Below are 16,547 nucleotides of genomic sequence, written 5' to 3'. Positions count from 1 at the left end.
ATGAAGCAAACGATAACAGAGATTCTTCAAAATGCTCCCTATAAAGTGCATATGTTTGTGAAAGATTGTAAGACTGAGCAATTTTTCATTAGTGAAAAGCTAGAAGACGCGTTTTCTAGTGCTAGCTTAATAAAGGTGCCTATACTGCTAGCTGTTCTGAACTATATAGAAAGCAACAACCAATCTTTAGAGCAAGAGTTTGAGATAGCGCCAGAAGAGTGGGTTGATTTTAGTGTTATTAGTGAGCAGCGTCTAGAGCAAAGTACCATCTATGAGCTTTTAGTATGGATGATTATTACGAGTGATAATACAGCAACAAATGTATTAATCGATTTTCTAGGGATGGATGCACTCAATCATTATTTTCGTCAAATAGGGCTTAAGCAAACAACCATTCAACGGAAGATGATGGATTTTGAAAAGCTTGTAAAAGGCTTTGATAATACAACGTCGGCAAGTGATATGGCTCTACTATTTTCACGAATTTATCGTAGGGACTTGTTATCACCAGCATTTTGTGAGCTAACAATCGATATTTTAAGTCGCCAACGAATACACGAATCATTAAGTCGTTATTTAGTAGATGATGTGAAACTTGCTCATAAAACAGGTGGTCTTGAAACAGTAGATCATGATGCTGGGATTGTGTACAGCAGCTCTGGAGATTATCTCATTGGTGTTTTCGTAACAGAGGTGACGAATAATGATCATGCGAGGCAGCTAATCGGTCGTATTTCCAAAGTTGTTTACGAATACTTGGTGAAGCGGAAGGAGCGGATAGAATGAATGCCATTGTGAAGTCCATGATCGCAAATTTACACGCAAAGCCAGATGAAGCCTCAGAATTAGTGGATGAGGTACTATATGGAATGACGGTAGAAATTATGGAAGACATAGATGAGATCTGGGCACGCATACAAACCGCTTATCGTTATGAAGGCTATTGCCAAAAGGCTAAATTAATAGTTGATAAAACAAAAACAGATACTTGGCGACAAGAAGCAAACCATTTTATTAACCAAAGCTTCGCCGATGTTTTGCAGCAACCTCGAATTCAAAGTGCGAAAATGATAACACTCGTTAAAGGTTCAATTATCTGTTTGATCACTAATGACGAGTTAGATCCTGACTGGGCAGCAGTGCAATTAGTGTCGGGTGAGACTGGTTATGTACGTAGGCAATGGTTACAAGAACAAATTCCAGAAAACAGCTTAACTGAGCAACAAATACGAGAAAATGTGGTCCAAACAGCGCTTAGCTATTTAGCAGCACCATATCGCTGGGGAGGTAAATCGCCACTTGGTATTGATTGCTCAGGTTTATGTTCAATGGCGTATATGTTAAATGGGGTATATATATATCGCGACGCCAAAATTGTTGAAGGTTTTCCTATCAAGGAAATATCTTTAGGGAACATACAAAAGGGAGACTTAATATACTTCCCAGGTCATATTGCTTTATATATAGGGGAGCTTCTTTATGTACATTCTTCGCTTGGCGGGAATGAGGTTAATATTAATAGTCTGGACGAGCAGCATCAGCATTATCGGAAGGATTTGGCAAATTCTATTACTGCTGTTGGTACTTATTTAAATAAAAGTTTTAGAGAAGCTTGACTTGGCTTCTCTTTTTCAATTGTGATAAGAATCGGGAAATTATTGATAGAGATAACCTATTTGCATTATGCTATAATGAAATCAAAATTTAAATGATCGGAGGTTATGAATTGAATCTAGAGTTAAAAGAGTTACTACGTTCCGTTTTAAAAGAAGAATTGACGCCAGTTCATAAACGACTAGACGGAATGGACCAACGACTAGATGGAATTGACCAACGACTAGACGGAATGGACCAACGACTAGATGGAATTGACCAACGACTAGACGGAATGGACCAACGACTAGACGGAATGGACCAACGACTAGACGGAATGGACCAACGACTAGACGGAATGGACCGTCGACTAGACGGAATGGACCAACGACTAGACGGAATTGACCGTCGACTAGACGGAATTGACCATCGGCTAGACGGAATGGACCAACAACTAGATGTAATGGAAAAACGTATTGACGACATTGACCAACGCTTATATAAAATTGAAAATGATGTTAGTGAACTTAAGAGTGATGTGCATGAACTTAAAATTGGACAAGCTGAGCTTCAGAAAAATATTGTCGAACATTTAGGTGAGTTTACTGAAAAAATTGCTAAGCAAGTAGAAGATAGAACTTACGCATTAAACAAGCGTGTTTTTGACATAGAGACTGTGATTTACAGATTAATAAGTTAATAATAGACTTCAAAATAAAAAATCTCCATGACAAAAAATTTTACATGGAGATTTTTTATTAATATTTATAAATATTTAATTGCTGACCAGCTTCAAGTGTATCAGATCGAAGCTGATTCCATTGTTTGATGGACGTAACTTTAACATTATGAGCCTCTGCAATATGCATAAGCGAGTCACCATCAGCTACGGTAATTGTCTTTTTATCTTTGACAGGGCTGTCATACTGTTGTAAATCATACTTTGCTATTACTGCATTCAGTTTTTCATTGTATTTTGAATCTGTGGCATAGGAGCCTGTTAAAAACTTTGTGGCATTTGTATAGGACTTCGCATTGCTTTTAAAAACGCCTGCATAGAAATTTTTATCCCATGAAACCCCATTACGCATTAATTTCACATAATCTTGTAAAGATGCCTCATAGGAAGGATATTTGCGGAATTGAGCCATCACTGTAGTCATATTACCTTTCCCATCATCCTCATATGTTTCAAATGTCACTGAGTCATTCTGATAACTACCTTTCATACCAAATAAATTATTATTTGGAGAAGATCCGAGACCACTTTGTCCATGCTCACTTTCTAAAACGGCTTGAGCAATAATAATCGATGCATACAAGTCATTTTCGGCACCGAGTTTCCGAGCAATTTCAGCAATTGAGCCAATAAACTCTTCTACACTAGGACGATTATCTACAACTATAGGCTCTACAGTTTCATTAGTCTTGAATAGCTGTGTCACCATAAAAAACGAAATACAAATAACAATAATAGTAATCAGAAGTCCTTTGAAAAAATTAATTACGTATTTCATTGTTCATTGATGTTGATAGACTACAACATCTGCCTTCCCCCTTTCTATTAAATAACGAAGTTCATATATTTCTAATTATTCCAGAGTCATTAATAGAAATAAAGTCATGTTTTCTTTTACAGAGTATATCATTCATAGAACGATAAAACCCTTCATTTAGTTCCTTAATTTCCAGCACCTTTTAGAAATGAAAGGAGATTGAATAGTAGTTAAACGTATTCAAAAACAGTATACGATTTTCTATGAAAATTATGAGACAAATAGAGTAAAGCGTCAAGATGACTAACGTTTTGATATAATACAAAAAATTAAGTTTGAAATGACTTTAGATAGTGAAATATATATAGGAACACGTTGTATCTTAAAAAAGTGTTAGTTCTAGACCTACTATGCTTAACGTATATGAAATGAAGAAGACTATAATAGTAGTTTATTTCTATATTAAAACTTAAGTAAATAGACAATGTGTGTTCTCAAAAGATCAAGGAATCCTTGCAAAGTGGAATAGCTGATTTCCGTTACGGCTGGGCCCTAGGAAAGCGCCAAGCCGGAACGGAAATTAACAAAATATATATTTAATATAGTAGGTCTACGTATCAATGTTTTAACGGGGATTAAAATTGATGTAACAACTGAGGGTATTCGTTTAACAGATAGTGATGAAAAGGAGCTTATACTATACAATGATAGCATTTGAAAATATCACAAAAAAATATGCAAATGACCAAGTCGCAGTGAAAGCTATTCATTTAGAGATCAAAAAGGGAGAATTTTTTGTTCTTATTGGACCTAGTGGCTGTGGAAAAACAACATTATTAAAAATGATAAATCGATTAATTCATTTAACGGAAGGGACTATTCGAATTAACGGTAAAAGAATTAGTGATTACAACATTCATGAATTGCGATGGAATATCGGCTATGTCCTTCAACAAATTGCGCTTTTTCCTCATATGACGATTGAAGAAAATATAGCTGTTGTGCCTGAATTGAAAAAATGGAATAAACCTCAAATCCAGCAACGAGTTCGTGAGTTACTAGATATGGTTGGTCTTGAACCAGATAAATATAGTCAGCGCAAACCAACAGAGCTTTCTGGTGGTGAGCAGCAAAGGGTCGGTGTTATTCGTGCATTAGCAGCGGATCCCGAAATCATTTTAATGGACGAGCCTTTTAGTGCTTTAGATCCGATTAGCCGCACAAAATTACAAGATGATCTTCTTGAGCTTCAGCAAACGATTCAAAAAACGATCGTCTTTGTTTCGCATGATATGCAAGAAGCCTTAAAACTCGGTGATCGAATATGCGTAATGAAGGATGGGGAGATTGTGCAGATTGGTACTCCACAAGAAATCATACAAAAGCCTGTTAATGATTTTGTTCGAGAATTTATTGGGGTAAAAGAGTATGGGAAGCATACTTTCAATATCCAAGATGTAATTGAATCTATTGCAGTTGAGAATATTCAAAGAAATCAAGAGAACACCATTTCCTTCAATGATTCTTTACAGACCATTCTTCAAAAATTAGCTCATTTTGAATGTTTGGGTGTGGAAGAAAAAGGGGAAATGATTGGTGTTGTCACAAGAGCATCTATGCTTCAGTATTTGGCACAGGATTCCTTAGAAAGAGGTACTTTATATGGCTAATTTTTTTGAGGTGTTGAGCGTACGAAAAGGCCAGCTATTGGCATCTTTATTAGAGCATATTCAAATTTCCTTCATTGCGCTATTCTTTGCAGTGGTGATTGCTATTCCTCTAGGGATCTATTTAACGAATAAAAAGAAAATAGCGGAGATTATTATTGGTATTAGTGCGGTTTTACAAACGATTCCTTCATTAGCGTTATTAGGGTTATTAATTCCGTTTTTTGGCATCGGAAAAGTACCGGCAATTATTGCCTTAGTTGTTTATGCACTTCTTCCCATTTTACGTAATACATTTACGGGGATCAACGAAGTAGATCCATCTTTAAAAGAGGCAGCGATGGCTATGGGGATGAATACGCGAAAGCGATTAGTGAAAGTAGAGTTGCCCCTTGCTATGCCGGTTATCATGGCGGGGATTAGAACAGCTATGGTATTAATCGTTGGAACAGCAACATTAGCAGCATTAATCGGAGCAGGGGGATTAGGAGATATCATTTTGCTTGGTATTGACAGAAACAATACAGCTTTAATTATTTTAGGGGCTGTTCCTGCCGCGATTTTAGCCTTAGTGTTTGACGTCTTACTCAAAAAGCTAGAATCACTGTCGTTTAAAAAAACAATTTCAGCATTGAGTATGATTAGTGTTGTTGCATTAGTAATGATTGTCTCCCCACTACTTAACTTCAAAGGGAAAGAAGAGATTATCATTGCAGGGAAGCTTGGTGCTGAGCCAGAGATTCTAATTAATATGTATAAAATGCTAATCGAAAATGAAACAGATTTAAAGGTGCAATTAAAACCTGGGCTTGGTAAGACTTCCTTTGTATTTAATGCTCTTAAATCTGGTAGCATTGATATCTATCCAGAATTTACTGGAACGGTAATTTCAGAGTTTTTAAAAGAGGCAGCCATCAATAATAATCAAGAGGATGTTTATCATCAGGCGCAAGAAGGAATGGTGAATAAGTTTGATATGGTGATGCTCAGTCCGATGAAATATAACAATACGTATGCATTGGCAGTATCAAAGCAAATGGCTGAAACCTATCATTTGCAAACAATTTCTGACATTAAACCTATTCAAGAAAAGATAAAAGCCGGTTTCACATTGGAATTTAATGATCGAGAAGATGGTTATTTGGGCATTCAAAAAAATTATGGTATTTCACTTTCAAACATAACGACTATGGAGCCAAAGCTTAGATATCAGGCAATCGAATCAGGTAATATTAACTTATTAGACGCTTATTCAACGGATAGTGAAATACGTCAATATCATCTGCAAGTGTTGGAAGACGATCAGCAACTATTTCCACCTTATCAAGGAGCTCCATTACTAAGGAAAGAAACGCTAGAGAAGTATCCTGAAATTGAAACAGTTTTAAATAAGCTGGCAAAGCAAATAACAGATGATGAGATGCGCGAAATGAATTATCGAGTAAATGTAGATGGCCAAAACATAGAAGACGTGGCACGCGAATATTTAATAAAAGCAGGACTGTTGTAAGACGAAAATAAAAGTAGCTAGAAATGAGATATTTATCTTTTTTCTAGCTACTTTTTATTAGTTTTAGGCTGTTTTCGTAAAGATAGTTGCGTTGCCAACCGAAATTACTGCCATAAGATGTTGGTATATTTTGAAGTAATGGGAAGGTTGTATGAAATAGTATAATTAAGCGTTATGTAACTTGTTTCGTAATGGGTACCAAGTTTGATATGCTTGGACATTTAGAAGATACTGTCCGGGTAATGATCGAATACATAGAGAAAAGAGAATTGAAAGAATGCGTATGATTTTTTTGACCATTGTAACAAGCGGACTAACTTTGGCAATGGTCGGGTATATGATCCATTTAATGAAAACAAGAAAAGAAAATTTAGATTTGGTGTATGATCCTTCATTACAGGGATTATTTGTATAGTTATTACGTTTTGTATTTACATACCGGAGATAATGAAAGCTGATACTGTAAAGGAAAAGTAGATGGAGGTTTTTGACTTTGTTACAAACCCTATAACAGGATCAAGTTTTTTTATTTAGGTCTGCTACTAATGCTATATGGTTTAATAAGTAGTTAAAATTCAATTTGAATATTTTTTAACAGAGTTAATTCTATATATTTTGTAGATTAATTCTTTTTTTTACGTTTTATTAACAATAATCTATACGATAGCAGCCTAGTTTTATCAGGAATTTCAAAAATCGCAATGAGACTATGTTCTCGGGTATATTGTACTTATTTTCTAATAACTTTGAGTGATACAGCCTTTTTAGTACATTGATAATTATTATTCAAAGAAAATAACTTGAAAAAGTTCGGAATATGTAAAAAATGGTAATTGAAAAATAAGATTGAATTATTCAATAAACAATATTTGGATGTTCGATACTTCAATAGTATAATTTCTTCCAGTGCAAGTTGTTTTGGAACTAAATGTGGATTAAAATGGGTATCAGCTCAAAAAATAGCTTTTATTATTTGTTTTTACAGTTGAGCCAAAAATTAATTAAGAAACAACTTGGAGGAAGAAATGAAAAAGAGTTTATTTTTAATGTCTTCGCTAATTTTATCGACTTCAATCATTCTTAGTGGTTGTGGGAAAGACGGGGACGAAACAAAGAAAGACGATGAACCAAAGAAAGTACAGGAGGAAAAAGGACAAGATAAAGAAAAAGACAAAGTCCAAAAGGAAGAACCTAAAAAAGACCAAGAATCAACAAAAGGTTCAGCTGACTTTGCTTCCTTAATTTCTTATATGGGGAAGGAAACACAAGGGAAAACTAAAGTTCTTTTTGAAAATAATGAACCACAAGTACATAAAATGGAGAATGTTGCAATTTCGATTGATGCATATTCAGTAGTAGAGTTAAAGGATTTCCATACCGATTTTAATATTCCATTTAACGAAGAAAATAACGGTGGTGTCATTTTAGCTAAATATACAGTGAAGAATGATATGGATAAAGATGTTTATTACATGCCTAGTTTAGACGTTACATTTACGGGTGCTAGTAAATATTATACGAATGATAAGTATTTGATTCCGGAAGAGGATCAATTACCAAGAAAACTAAGCTTTGAAACAGATTATTTGATAAAAGCGGGTGATGAGGTAACTGGGTATATCGCTTATCCATTCGGTGAAACAGATTTAGCAAAAATCAATGAATTGGGCACAGTATCAGTAATGATTCCAGTACCGCTTGCCGAAAAAGAAAAATATGATACTACTATTGGTACAGAAGGAAGATTTAATCTTGCTTTAAATGCAGATGGTTCGAAAAAAGTATCTAGTAATTCAACGTTTTATCAAGATAAAGTAACAATGGACAATATGGGTGAAAAGAAGATTCTAAAGGAAAAAAGCGACATCAATGAAAGTAAAAAAATTGGTGATGTAAATGCTACTTTAGAAGGGTATCAGTTTACAAAATTTACACCTAATGAGGTGGAGGCTCCTCGTTTCTCGAATTTCACAAACGGTGTTACTTTATTAACAGTGAAATTTAAACTTGAAAATAAAGCTACTAGTGAAATTGGCTTATCTTCTATGTCTTCGAAATTAACAGTTAATGATGGCATGCAATATTTATTAAGCGAAGGTATGTTATTAAATTATAAGCCTAATGATATTATTAAAGCTGGTGAAAATGGCGAGCTATTACAAGTATTCGTATTAGATCAAGAGCAGTATGAAAAAATTTGGAAAGATAAAGCCTTTGACATTGAGTTGGGTCCGATCCGAAATAAAGGAGCAGAGGATACTTCTAAAGGTAAAAAAGAAACATTTACATTACCAAAATAAATGGCTGGAGCCCTCTCGTAAATTGAGAGGGCTTATTTTACCATCCGTTTAGGCCTAATCCTTTGCGATGGGACGATTCATGCATCACAAGTTTTTTCTCCCAATCATCACATTTCTTTTCCCAATAATGAGAAGGAAGTATAGACGGATCAATCTTTCGTAATATAGTCCTTAATTGATGAGGGATAGCTAGTATTTCATCACTAAACTTCATTTCGTCTTTATCTCGAAAATTATTATAGTATTTCACAATTATATTGACGCATCGTTTATATGCCGCTAAAGAATGACAAAAAGTCTCTATTGATGAATTTACATAAATGCGTTCTATATTTTCAAAATTGCCGTAGTCAATTAAGAGAATTTCATCACTAACTTTACTGAGTACAAAATATTCATGATTGGAATGCTCTTTAATCAGATAGAAATCCTCAAACTTAAAATAATTCGGTAGTTTAATAATAATATCTGCATAGTACCGATCACCTTCAAGTTTCTTTAAAGGTTCCTCTTCACCGGATTGTTCTAATTTGACAATTCAACTTTTAATTCCGTTTCTTTAAGTGAGTAATAGCTTCTCAAAAATCCTTTAGCAATCGATAAAAATTTATATTTTTTGCTCAACTTTTCAAAGTCATCTTCAATATTCTCAACTAGAAAGTTAATTGTAGTTTGAGAGATTCCTTTTTGATCCATTTGCAAAATCGTTCTGTATGTAGGTAAAGATTCCAATTCTATTTCAGCCCTTTCAAAGTTGTAACTATTGCCTTTTGTCATAGTATAGCTAATTCAGTATGCATGATGGTATTCAAATTAAACAATAATTTTTTAACGATAAACATTAATTAATTATTGAAAAGGGTATAGTGAGATGTATAATTAACAATAAGAGAGGGGATGCTTGGAATGGAACAAATAATCCAAAGTAAAGAATTTCGATTTTTAACAAAAGGGTTACGTTCAATTTTTACAATCATGATGGTTTTAATGATAATTGGACTTATTATGATAGGCGTATTATGTGCAGGGGTAATTTTTGTGCCGGAGAATAGTGTAAATAATTTTCTGGAACAAGGTAATATAACAGCTTTTATTCATTTAGAAGGGATACAAATTGAATTAGCAGATAAAGTAACGGAAAATATTCAGTATACGAAAATGAGTGTCGTGAAATTACTATTGACTGCTACAATCTACATAGGATTATTATTATTCATCGTTGTTCAAGTAAGAAATCTGTTGAGTCATATAAGTAAAGGGATTATTTTTTCAGAAAAGAATAGTAGAAAAATAGAATGGATAGCTTATACTGTAGTTGTATTAAGCTTGACAGTAGATACATTTCGCACGTACATTGCTTATACAGTAACTGAACAAATTCAATTAGGTGAGTTGTTAGTAGGTACAGGTTTGATAAAAGAGATAAGCTTTCAATTTGCCGGAATTAATTGGACATTATTATTATGTGGATTCGTCATTTGGACGATAGCACGTGTATTCCGGTATGGTGCGTTTTTACAGGATGAATATGATGCGACAGCTTAGGAAGTGAAAAAATGACGATAATTATTCGATTAGATCGAATGCTTGCTGATCGAAAAATGCAGCTAAGTGAGCTAGCGGAAAAAGTAGATGTGTCGATTGTCAATCTATCCAACTTAAAAACTGGAAAGGTTAGAGCAGTGCGGTTTTCTACGTTGAATGCGATATGTAAAGCATTGAACTGCCAGCCAGGAGATATTTTGGAGTATATAGACGATGAAGAATAAAAGAGACCCGAAGCTTGAATGCTATTCGGGTCTCGATTTTTTTGCGCGGTAATTGACGATGTGAAATAGGAACTGTAAAATAAAAAAGACCGTCCAGACGGTTTTTTATCTTCAGTCAGTAGAAGACTCCTACCTGTGAAGGTGGTGAGATGAATGCTGATGAGGTTTCTATTCCGTGGGTGGTTTCTAAACCCCTACTGAATGAAGATAAAGCCTCTGGCGGATGTCACAGATTTTCAAAGGAATGAATTGTGCGGGTACAATTCAAAATCTAGACGCAATTACGCCAAGGCGAAATTGATAGAGGGGGATTGTATGTCATCAAAAGCAGATTTAAAACGATTACATATTATTCAAACGGCGATTCGATATTTAAAGGATAATGATTTAAGCACTTTAACTTTAGAAAGGGTAGCCGAAAGGGCGAACATTAGTAAAGGTGGTTTACTATATCATTTTAATACGAAGGATGCCCTTCAAACAGCAATTGCTGAAACGATTTTAAACGAGGTTATACAATCCTTTGAACATCTAGCAAGTTTTGAGCAAGGGACTGGAAGACTGTCGAGAGCATTTATTTTAACTTCTCAAAAAGATCTTGAGAATGGGGCATCTTTAAATATTGCGGTTCAAATATTGCAAAATGACCATTCATCCATCTCAACCGTTTATGAATGTTTATTAGAAGAGTTGTTTCAGGATGGCTTAGAGGCCCCCGTTGTTCATTTGATTCGGTTAACGATTGATGGATTGTATTATTCTAAACTATTAAATATCGCACCGTTATCCGATAAGGCAACAGAAGGTGTCTTTGAACAATTAATGCACATGACAAGGAAGGACTAACATACATGAGTGCTTTAGGTTTTTTATTTATTTCAATTATCGCAGAAGTTTTTGCAAGCTCGATGCTGAAACTTACAAATGGCTTTAAACGATTATTCCCGTCAATTGGTGTAGTGGTTGGGTATGGAACAGCTTTTTATTTCTTTTCTCTAACATTACAAACTTTAGCAATTGGTACTGCGTATGCGATATGGGCAGGAATAGGAACGGCGTTAACGGCGATAATCGGTGCAATCTTTTATAAGGAATTACTTAATAAAAAAAAGCTTATGGGGATTTTATTTATTATTGTCGGTGTAGTAATACTTAACCTTGCTGGTAGCGGACATTAAGGAGGAATTTGTAAATGAAGGGTTATCTTTTTTTAGCGTTATCTATTGTCAGTGAGGTATTTGCAACAACGATGCTTAAGTTTTCAGAGGCATTTACAATTCTAGGTCCATCGATAGCTGTCGCATTAGGATATGGGATTTCGTTTTATTCTTTGTCCCTATGCTTAAAAACGCTGCCATTAAGCCTTGCATATGCCATTTGGTCAGGTATAGGTACAGCCTTAACCGTAATTGTCGGAATTGTTGTATGGAGAGAAATGTTTAATTTATTCTCAGCAATCGGAATTACATTAATTATTGGCGGTGTTATTCTTCTAAATCAGGGAGACCAACAAAGTGTTCAATAAAGTGAAACGTGGAGTACACCACTAAATAATAAGTCTTCTTCAGACGAGCTTTAACGGGCAGTCGAACTCCCACCTAACTTTTTTGCTGTTATTTAGGGAGTCTTACTGTCCGTTTATTCTTGCTTTAAAACCTTCTGCAATGATCTTCAAAATATCAATTCTCCAAATGAAAAGTTAACATAATCTATATTCGGTAAACTACTTTCCCACAGCTTTCAAAATAATGAACTAATTTTATAGGTGAATCGAAAAAAGTCGTCATATTTATTGTTTTTACATATGATAAAGAGAAGATGTTGCATAAAGTGAAATGGGAGATTCTCATCCCCGCTGATTGTTCATAAACCAATCGGGCTTTTACGGGCAGTGGAACTCCCACTTATATTTTTGTATACACTAAAACCTTGAATAGGTAGTCTTTCTGTCCTGGACGAATGGCTCATGAAGACTTGGGAGGGGCTGGGGGAAATGAATAATGAAAATAAAAGAAACCATTTTCTATGTGAAGCACTCTACGACATAAAAGCACTCCAAGATGTGATAAAGGATTATCATTCTAAATACTTTGGTCAACTGCTTGTGAAAATAGTGGGAAGCGATACAATTCCCTTTTTTTTAATCACAGAAGACGGTACTCATTTGAGGTTAATGGATACTGTAAAGCAGTTTGAAACGGAATTTTTTCGTATAGAGGCTATTGATAGAGAACGTTGTCGAGGAACAATTTCGCTTTTGCGTGCTTATGATTATGAAGGGCATGATACGAATTTGATTACAGAGGTTGTCAGGTTAGAGCGAACATCCACTGTAAAATGCATTGAATTATGTTGTATCTCTGGGATTCAAATACTAAAGCCAGATATGTTAAAAGAGAAATTTATCATTGAGCCCAAATGGTGATAGAATTATTTACCTTTTTTAGCCTACTAAAATAACATAAAAGTTAGAGCAGCTGTCTATATGCACGTTGGATTGATTGAATTATTAGAGAGAAAATCGATGAAAGGAAGAGATTAACGAATGACAATTATTGGAATGTTGCATCATCGTCTAGATCCTCAAACCGTAATTAAGTCATATGCATTTGCGGCCGTTGCAAAAGCAGAAGGGGCTCAATTTTTTTATTTTACACCAAAAAGTGTTAACTTCGATAATCGTTCCATTAGAGGGAAGGTATATGAAAATGGCGATTGGCATGAAAGGATGATGCCCTTTCCAGATGTGATATACAATGCAGGAAGTCCAGAAAAATTATCAATATCAAAGGACATTATTGAGAAATTGAAAAAGGAAATCCCTTTTACAACTTATTCTATAGGGAATAAATGGAACGTGATGAAGCGACTGAAGGAAGCTAAGGAATTCGATAAATATTTAATTCCATCTGAAATTGTGGAGAATGTTGATTTATTCCACAAATTTATATCATTTTATAAAAAAGTGGTATTTAAACCGATAGATGGACGGAAGGGAAAAAGGATTTATTTTATTTCAAAAGTAGGAAGGACTAACTTTGAGGTAAAGAAGGATACAGAAATTACTATTTATTCAAAGTCACAGCTAGATGATTTAATAAGTGGGCAACTTTCTACAGGCACCTTTATCGTGCAACCATATATTCAATCGATAACAAAATCTGGTCAAATTTATGATTTTCGGCTTCATGTTCAAAAAAACGGTGAAGGTAAATGGGTTATAACGACGATTTATCCGCGAATCGCACCAAATGGCTCAATCATACCTAATATTAACAATGGTGGATTTACGAATTATTTAGATCCTTTTCTAGAGCAGGAATTTAAAGAAGAGGCTTATGATATTCGGCGTATGTTAGAGCATTTTTCCTTGTCACTAGCTCAACATTTAGATGAAATTCAGATGGCGCAATTTGGAGAAGTTATTGATGAAATTGGCATTGATATAGGCCTAGATGAACATCAAAAAATCTGGATGTATGAAGTAAACTGGCGACCAGGTTGCCCTCCTGCGTTCTATTTAGAATTAGATGTGGTTATCTATACAATAAAGTATGCCATGTACCTTGCTAGCAACCATAAGCAAATTAAAAGGGAAATTAAGCAACGGCAGAAAGATAAGGATATAAGCGAAGTTAAAAGTGAAACTACACAGCAGACGACAAATAAGGATAAAGGCGAAGTAAAAAGTGAAATAACACAGCCGACTAAGGATAAAGGCGAAGTAAAAAGTGAAATAACACAACAAACGACAAATAAGGCTTTAGACAAAGAAAAGGGTTTACCGATTATTGCGATTACCGGCAGTGCTGGAAAAACGACATCAAAAGCATTTCTTGCCTCTATTTTGTCGCAAAAATGGAATGTTTTTGAGTCAAAAGATTATTGGAATACAACAGAGCATACGAAAAAACATAAAGAAGAAATTAATGCTTCGCACGAGGCTGTTGTTCTTGAATACGGAATGGCTTATCCAGGTATCATAACAAATCACTGTAGCATTATCCAACCGAATATTAGTATTATCACAAATATCGGTTTAGCTCATGTAGGCAACTTTGATGGAGATATTAAAGGCGTGGCCAAGGCAAAATCGGAATTAATACATGGTATGGATCAAAACGGTTTATTAATATTGAATAAGGATGATCACAACTCAAAATATTTAGAGACAAAGCAGTTTAAAGGAAAAATATTAACGGTTGGCATACATGGCACAGCGGACTATAATGCTTATGATATTCGATATAAAGACATCGGTATGACCTTTAAAATAAAGCTACAAGGACAGGAAGTGGCTATGTATATCCCCATTTTAGGAGAGCATCATGTTTATAATGCGCTGAATGCTGTTGCGGTTGCAGATTATTTAGGATTTAGTCCAGCAGATATTCAAGCGGGGCTTAATTTCAAAAAACCACCTAGAAGATTAACTATTTATAACTGTCGTGATGACATTACGCTTATTGACGATACCGTTCACTCTCATCCACAGGGCGTACGTGCAGCTATTAATGTTCTTACGAATATAGCGAAGAAACGTAAAGTTGCTATTATTGGACAAATGCGAGAATTAGGGGATTTGAGAGAAGAGGAATATCGTAAATTGGGTGAATTCATTTATGAGCAAGACATAGATTTATTCATTACTTATGGCTTTAGAACGGAGGAAATGGGAGAGGCAGCAAAGGCTAAAGGGATGGAGCCCTCTAAAATTCATCATTTCATTAATAAGGAAAACTTGCATGCTCTCTTAGAGAAAGTCATAAAACCTCACGACACCATTTTAGTAAAGGGTGCTAGTAAAACGAATATGTTTGAAACGGTTAAATTTTTAGATCAAACATTTAAAGAATAAATAAAAGACCCGAGTAATTGACCTTTTGAAAGGGGACAATTATTCGGGCTATTTTTTGTAGCTAAACAATGAGAGTAATTTTAGTAAGTTACTTAATAAAGCCGATTCTGCAATTATGCCAAGGAATAATTGATAATTGATATTTAAGATACTTTTAGAATGAACTTTATTTCTTTCGCGGCATCAATCGCTTTATTTTTAGCTTCAGCTAATGTCGCACCTTCTGCAATTACATACGCATAACGATGTCCCATCGATAAAGGAGGGCTCAGTAATGTTCCTCTTTTCGGCTTCACATATACATCCACGACTCCCGGTGAATTCGTTGCTTTATTTTTTCCAATAACTTTTTCTAAAATACCTTTACTTTCAACAATGACGTATTTTGTATAGACGAACTTTTTATGCTTTGGCCTGATATTGGGGCGTTCACCTAAAAATAATTTAAGTGTTTCTTCCACTAAATTAAATCCAAAAGCGGTGTGAAGCATAGTATTCATTGCTCCTCCTGAGATTCGTGGATTAATCTCAATAAGCTTCCAGCCATTCTTTGTTAAACGAAGCTCTAAATGAAGCGCACCATTTTCGATGTTAAACGCTTTAACAATAGATTGGAGAACTTCCTCAAGACCAGTTTGAATTTCTTTAGGAGCTTTAACAAGCACGCCATAACCAGTAATAATAAAACGTTTACCTTGAGTAATTTCTTGTTCAATAATACCGATTACATGAGCATGCTGTTTATAGACAAGAGCTTCTACTAAATATTGCGGGCCTTCGATATATTCTTCAATCATTATTGTCTCAAGTGGGTTTTTGCTTCGTAGATAGCTCAGGTGTTTCTTCAGTTCGCTGGAGTTGTTTGCTAACAAAACATCTTTGGAGCCTGTAGATTTCGGAGATTTTATAATTAATGGAAATTCTAAGTCATTAGTGACGGACTCATTGGGCTTGAGAAGAAAAAATTTTGGAGAATAGGACTGGTTCTCTAAAAAAATTCTAGTTTTTTCTTTATCCTCCATCATTTCAATAGCTGTTGATGATGTATAGTTAACACAAAACTCATCACATAAAATCGAGGCAATATGGACAAAAGGATCGACAAAACTAACAATAGATTTTATTTCTAACCCGGTTTTAATTAAGTTATTAATTTCATCTTTCATTTCTTCTATATTTGAAGTATCAATAAGAATCATTTTATGAATATCTGGGTAGGCTTTTCTCTGCTGTAATTGTTTTTCATTGTTTGTAAAAAGTACAGTAAAGTAGCCCAATTTTTCTGCTGCTCTCGTTGCTTCACGACTTGACCCGGACTTGTTTGTACCGATAAATATAATCGTTTTCAGGTATA

At 34.8% G+C, this 16,547-nt stretch carries 17 protein-coding genes; 13 read left to right on the top strand and 4 right to left on the bottom strand.

Features of this window, described 5'->3' with window-relative positions; translation table 11 throughout:
* The 3 genes from ACFTQ7_RS14565 (at position 1) to ACFTQ7_RS14555 (ending at position 2,293) form a co-directional block, all read left to right on the top strand.
* Positions 1 to 786 (top strand): serine hydrolase, encoded by a 786-nt coding sequence (locus ACFTQ7_RS14565; protein ID WP_386829602.1) that lies wholly within the window; start codon positions 1 to 3, stop codon positions 784 to 786.
* Entirely contained in the window at positions 783 to 1,616 is an 834-nt protein-coding gene (locus tag ACFTQ7_RS14560) for a C40 family peptidase (RefSeq protein WP_386829601.1), read from the top strand. The genes ACFTQ7_RS14565 and ACFTQ7_RS14560 overlap by 4 nt, the downstream gene beginning before the upstream one ends.
* Positions 1,617 to 1,726: 110 nt before the next feature.
* Positions 1,727 to 2,293 carry a hypothetical protein gene (locus ACFTQ7_RS14555; RefSeq protein WP_386829600.1) on the top strand — a complete coding sequence of 189 codons (567 nt, stop codon included), beginning with the start codon at positions 1,727 to 1,729 and terminating at the stop codon, positions 2,291 to 2,293.
* Between the two features lie 58 nt (positions 2,294 to 2,351).
* On the opposite strand, the gene ACFTQ7_RS14550 is transcribed toward ACFTQ7_RS14555, so the two are convergent.
* On the bottom strand, positions 2,352 to 3,110 hold the full coding sequence (locus tag ACFTQ7_RS14550; RefSeq protein WP_349658640.1) for a glucosaminidase domain-containing protein: 759 nt from the start codon (positions 3,108 to 3,110) through the stop codon (positions 2,352 to 2,354).
* A gap of 683 nt (positions 3,111 to 3,793) precedes the next feature.
* Between ACFTQ7_RS14550 and ACFTQ7_RS14545 the strand changes: the two genes are divergently transcribed.
* The 3 genes from ACFTQ7_RS14545 (at position 3,794) to ACFTQ7_RS14535 (ending at position 8,566) form a co-directional block, all read left to right on the top strand.
* Positions 3,794 to 4,759, top strand: coding sequence for an ABC transporter ATP-binding protein (locus ACFTQ7_RS14545; RefSeq protein ID WP_386829598.1), 966 nt, complete (start codon positions 3,794 to 3,796; stop codon positions 4,757 to 4,759).
* Complete coding sequence (gene opuFB, locus ACFTQ7_RS14540) at positions 4,752 to 6,266, top strand: osmoprotectant update ABC transporter permease/substrate-binding subunit OpuFB (protein ID WP_386829597.1); 1,515 nt, start codon at positions 4,752 to 4,754, stop codon at positions 6,264 to 6,266. The genes ACFTQ7_RS14545 and opuFB overlap by 8 nt, the downstream gene beginning before the upstream one ends.
* A gap of 1,025 nt (positions 6,267 to 7,291) precedes the next feature.
* Positions 7,292 to 8,566, top strand: a complete 1,275-nt coding sequence (locus ACFTQ7_RS14535; RefSeq protein WP_386829595.1) for a DUF5068 domain-containing protein — start codon at positions 7,292 to 7,294, stop codon at positions 8,564 to 8,566.
* 37 nt (positions 8,567 to 8,603) lie between these two features.
* Here ACFTQ7_RS14535 and ACFTQ7_RS14530 read toward each other — a convergent pair whose 3' ends face one another.
* Both ACFTQ7_RS14530 and ACFTQ7_RS14525 read right to left on the bottom strand, forming a co-directional pair.
* On the bottom strand, positions 8,604 to 8,984 hold the full coding sequence (locus ACFTQ7_RS14530) for an SUKH-4 family immunity protein (RefSeq protein WP_386829736.1): 381 nt from the start codon (positions 8,982 to 8,984) through the stop codon (positions 8,604 to 8,606).
* Between the two features lie 107 nt (positions 8,985 to 9,091).
* On the bottom strand, positions 9,092 to 9,343 hold the full coding sequence (locus tag ACFTQ7_RS14525; RefSeq protein ID WP_386829593.1) for a hypothetical protein: 252 nt from the start codon (positions 9,341 to 9,343) through the stop codon (positions 9,092 to 9,094).
* A gap of 129 nt (positions 9,344 to 9,472) precedes the next feature.
* Between ACFTQ7_RS14525 and ACFTQ7_RS14520 the strand changes: the two genes are divergently transcribed.
* From ACFTQ7_RS14520 to ACFTQ7_RS14490, 7 genes are all read left to right on the top strand, one after another.
* Positions 9,473 to 10,111 carry a DUF2975 domain-containing protein gene (locus ACFTQ7_RS14520; RefSeq protein ID WP_386829592.1) on the top strand — a complete coding sequence of 213 codons (639 nt, stop codon included), beginning with the start codon at positions 9,473 to 9,475 and terminating at the stop codon, positions 10,109 to 10,111.
* A gap of 11 nt (positions 10,112 to 10,122) precedes the next feature.
* On the top strand, positions 10,123 to 10,335 hold the full coding sequence (locus ACFTQ7_RS14515; RefSeq protein WP_079560164.1) for a helix-turn-helix domain-containing protein: 213 nt from the start codon (positions 10,123 to 10,125) through the stop codon (positions 10,333 to 10,335).
* A gap of 315 nt (positions 10,336 to 10,650) precedes the next feature.
* A complete protein-coding gene (locus ACFTQ7_RS14510) occupies positions 10,651 to 11,181 on the top strand; it encodes a TetR/AcrR family transcriptional regulator (RefSeq protein ID WP_386829590.1) in 531 nt (176 codons plus the stop codon).
* 5 nt (positions 11,182 to 11,186) lie between these two features.
* Entirely contained in the window at positions 11,187 to 11,513 is a 327-nt protein-coding gene (locus tag ACFTQ7_RS14505) for a DMT family transporter (protein ID WP_386829588.1), read from the top strand.
* Positions 11,514 to 11,527: 14 nt separating this feature from the next.
* A complete protein-coding gene (locus tag ACFTQ7_RS14500; protein ID WP_386829586.1) occupies positions 11,528 to 11,860 on the top strand; it encodes a DMT family transporter in 333 nt (110 codons plus the stop codon).
* A gap of 468 nt (positions 11,861 to 12,328) precedes the next feature.
* Positions 12,329 to 12,760 (top strand): hypothetical protein, encoded by a 432-nt coding sequence (locus ACFTQ7_RS14495; protein ID WP_386829585.1) that lies wholly within the window; start codon positions 12,329 to 12,331, stop codon positions 12,758 to 12,760.
* Between the two features lie 120 nt (positions 12,761 to 12,880).
* Positions 12,881 to 15,193: a YheC/YheD family protein gene (locus tag ACFTQ7_RS14490; RefSeq protein ID WP_386829584.1), complete on the top strand. Its 2,313-nt coding sequence runs from the start codon at positions 12,881 to 12,883 to the stop codon at positions 15,191 to 15,193.
* 143 nt (positions 15,194 to 15,336) lie between these two features.
* Here ACFTQ7_RS14490 and ACFTQ7_RS14485 read toward each other — a convergent pair whose 3' ends face one another.
* Positions 15,337 to 16,542, bottom strand: coding sequence for an ATP-grasp domain-containing protein (locus tag ACFTQ7_RS14485; protein ID WP_386829734.1), 1,206 nt, complete (start codon positions 16,540 to 16,542; stop codon positions 15,337 to 15,339).
* Positions 16,543 to 16,547 lie beyond the last annotated feature (5 nt).

Source organism: Lysinibacillus sp. NPDC056959 (assembly GCF_042674095.1).
Lineage (GTDB): Bacteria > Bacillota > Bacilli > Bacillales_A > Planococcaceae > Lysinibacillus > Lysinibacillus zambalensis.
Note: the sequence above shows the minus strand (reverse complement) of the source record. Positions and strands in the feature narration are given on the sequence as shown.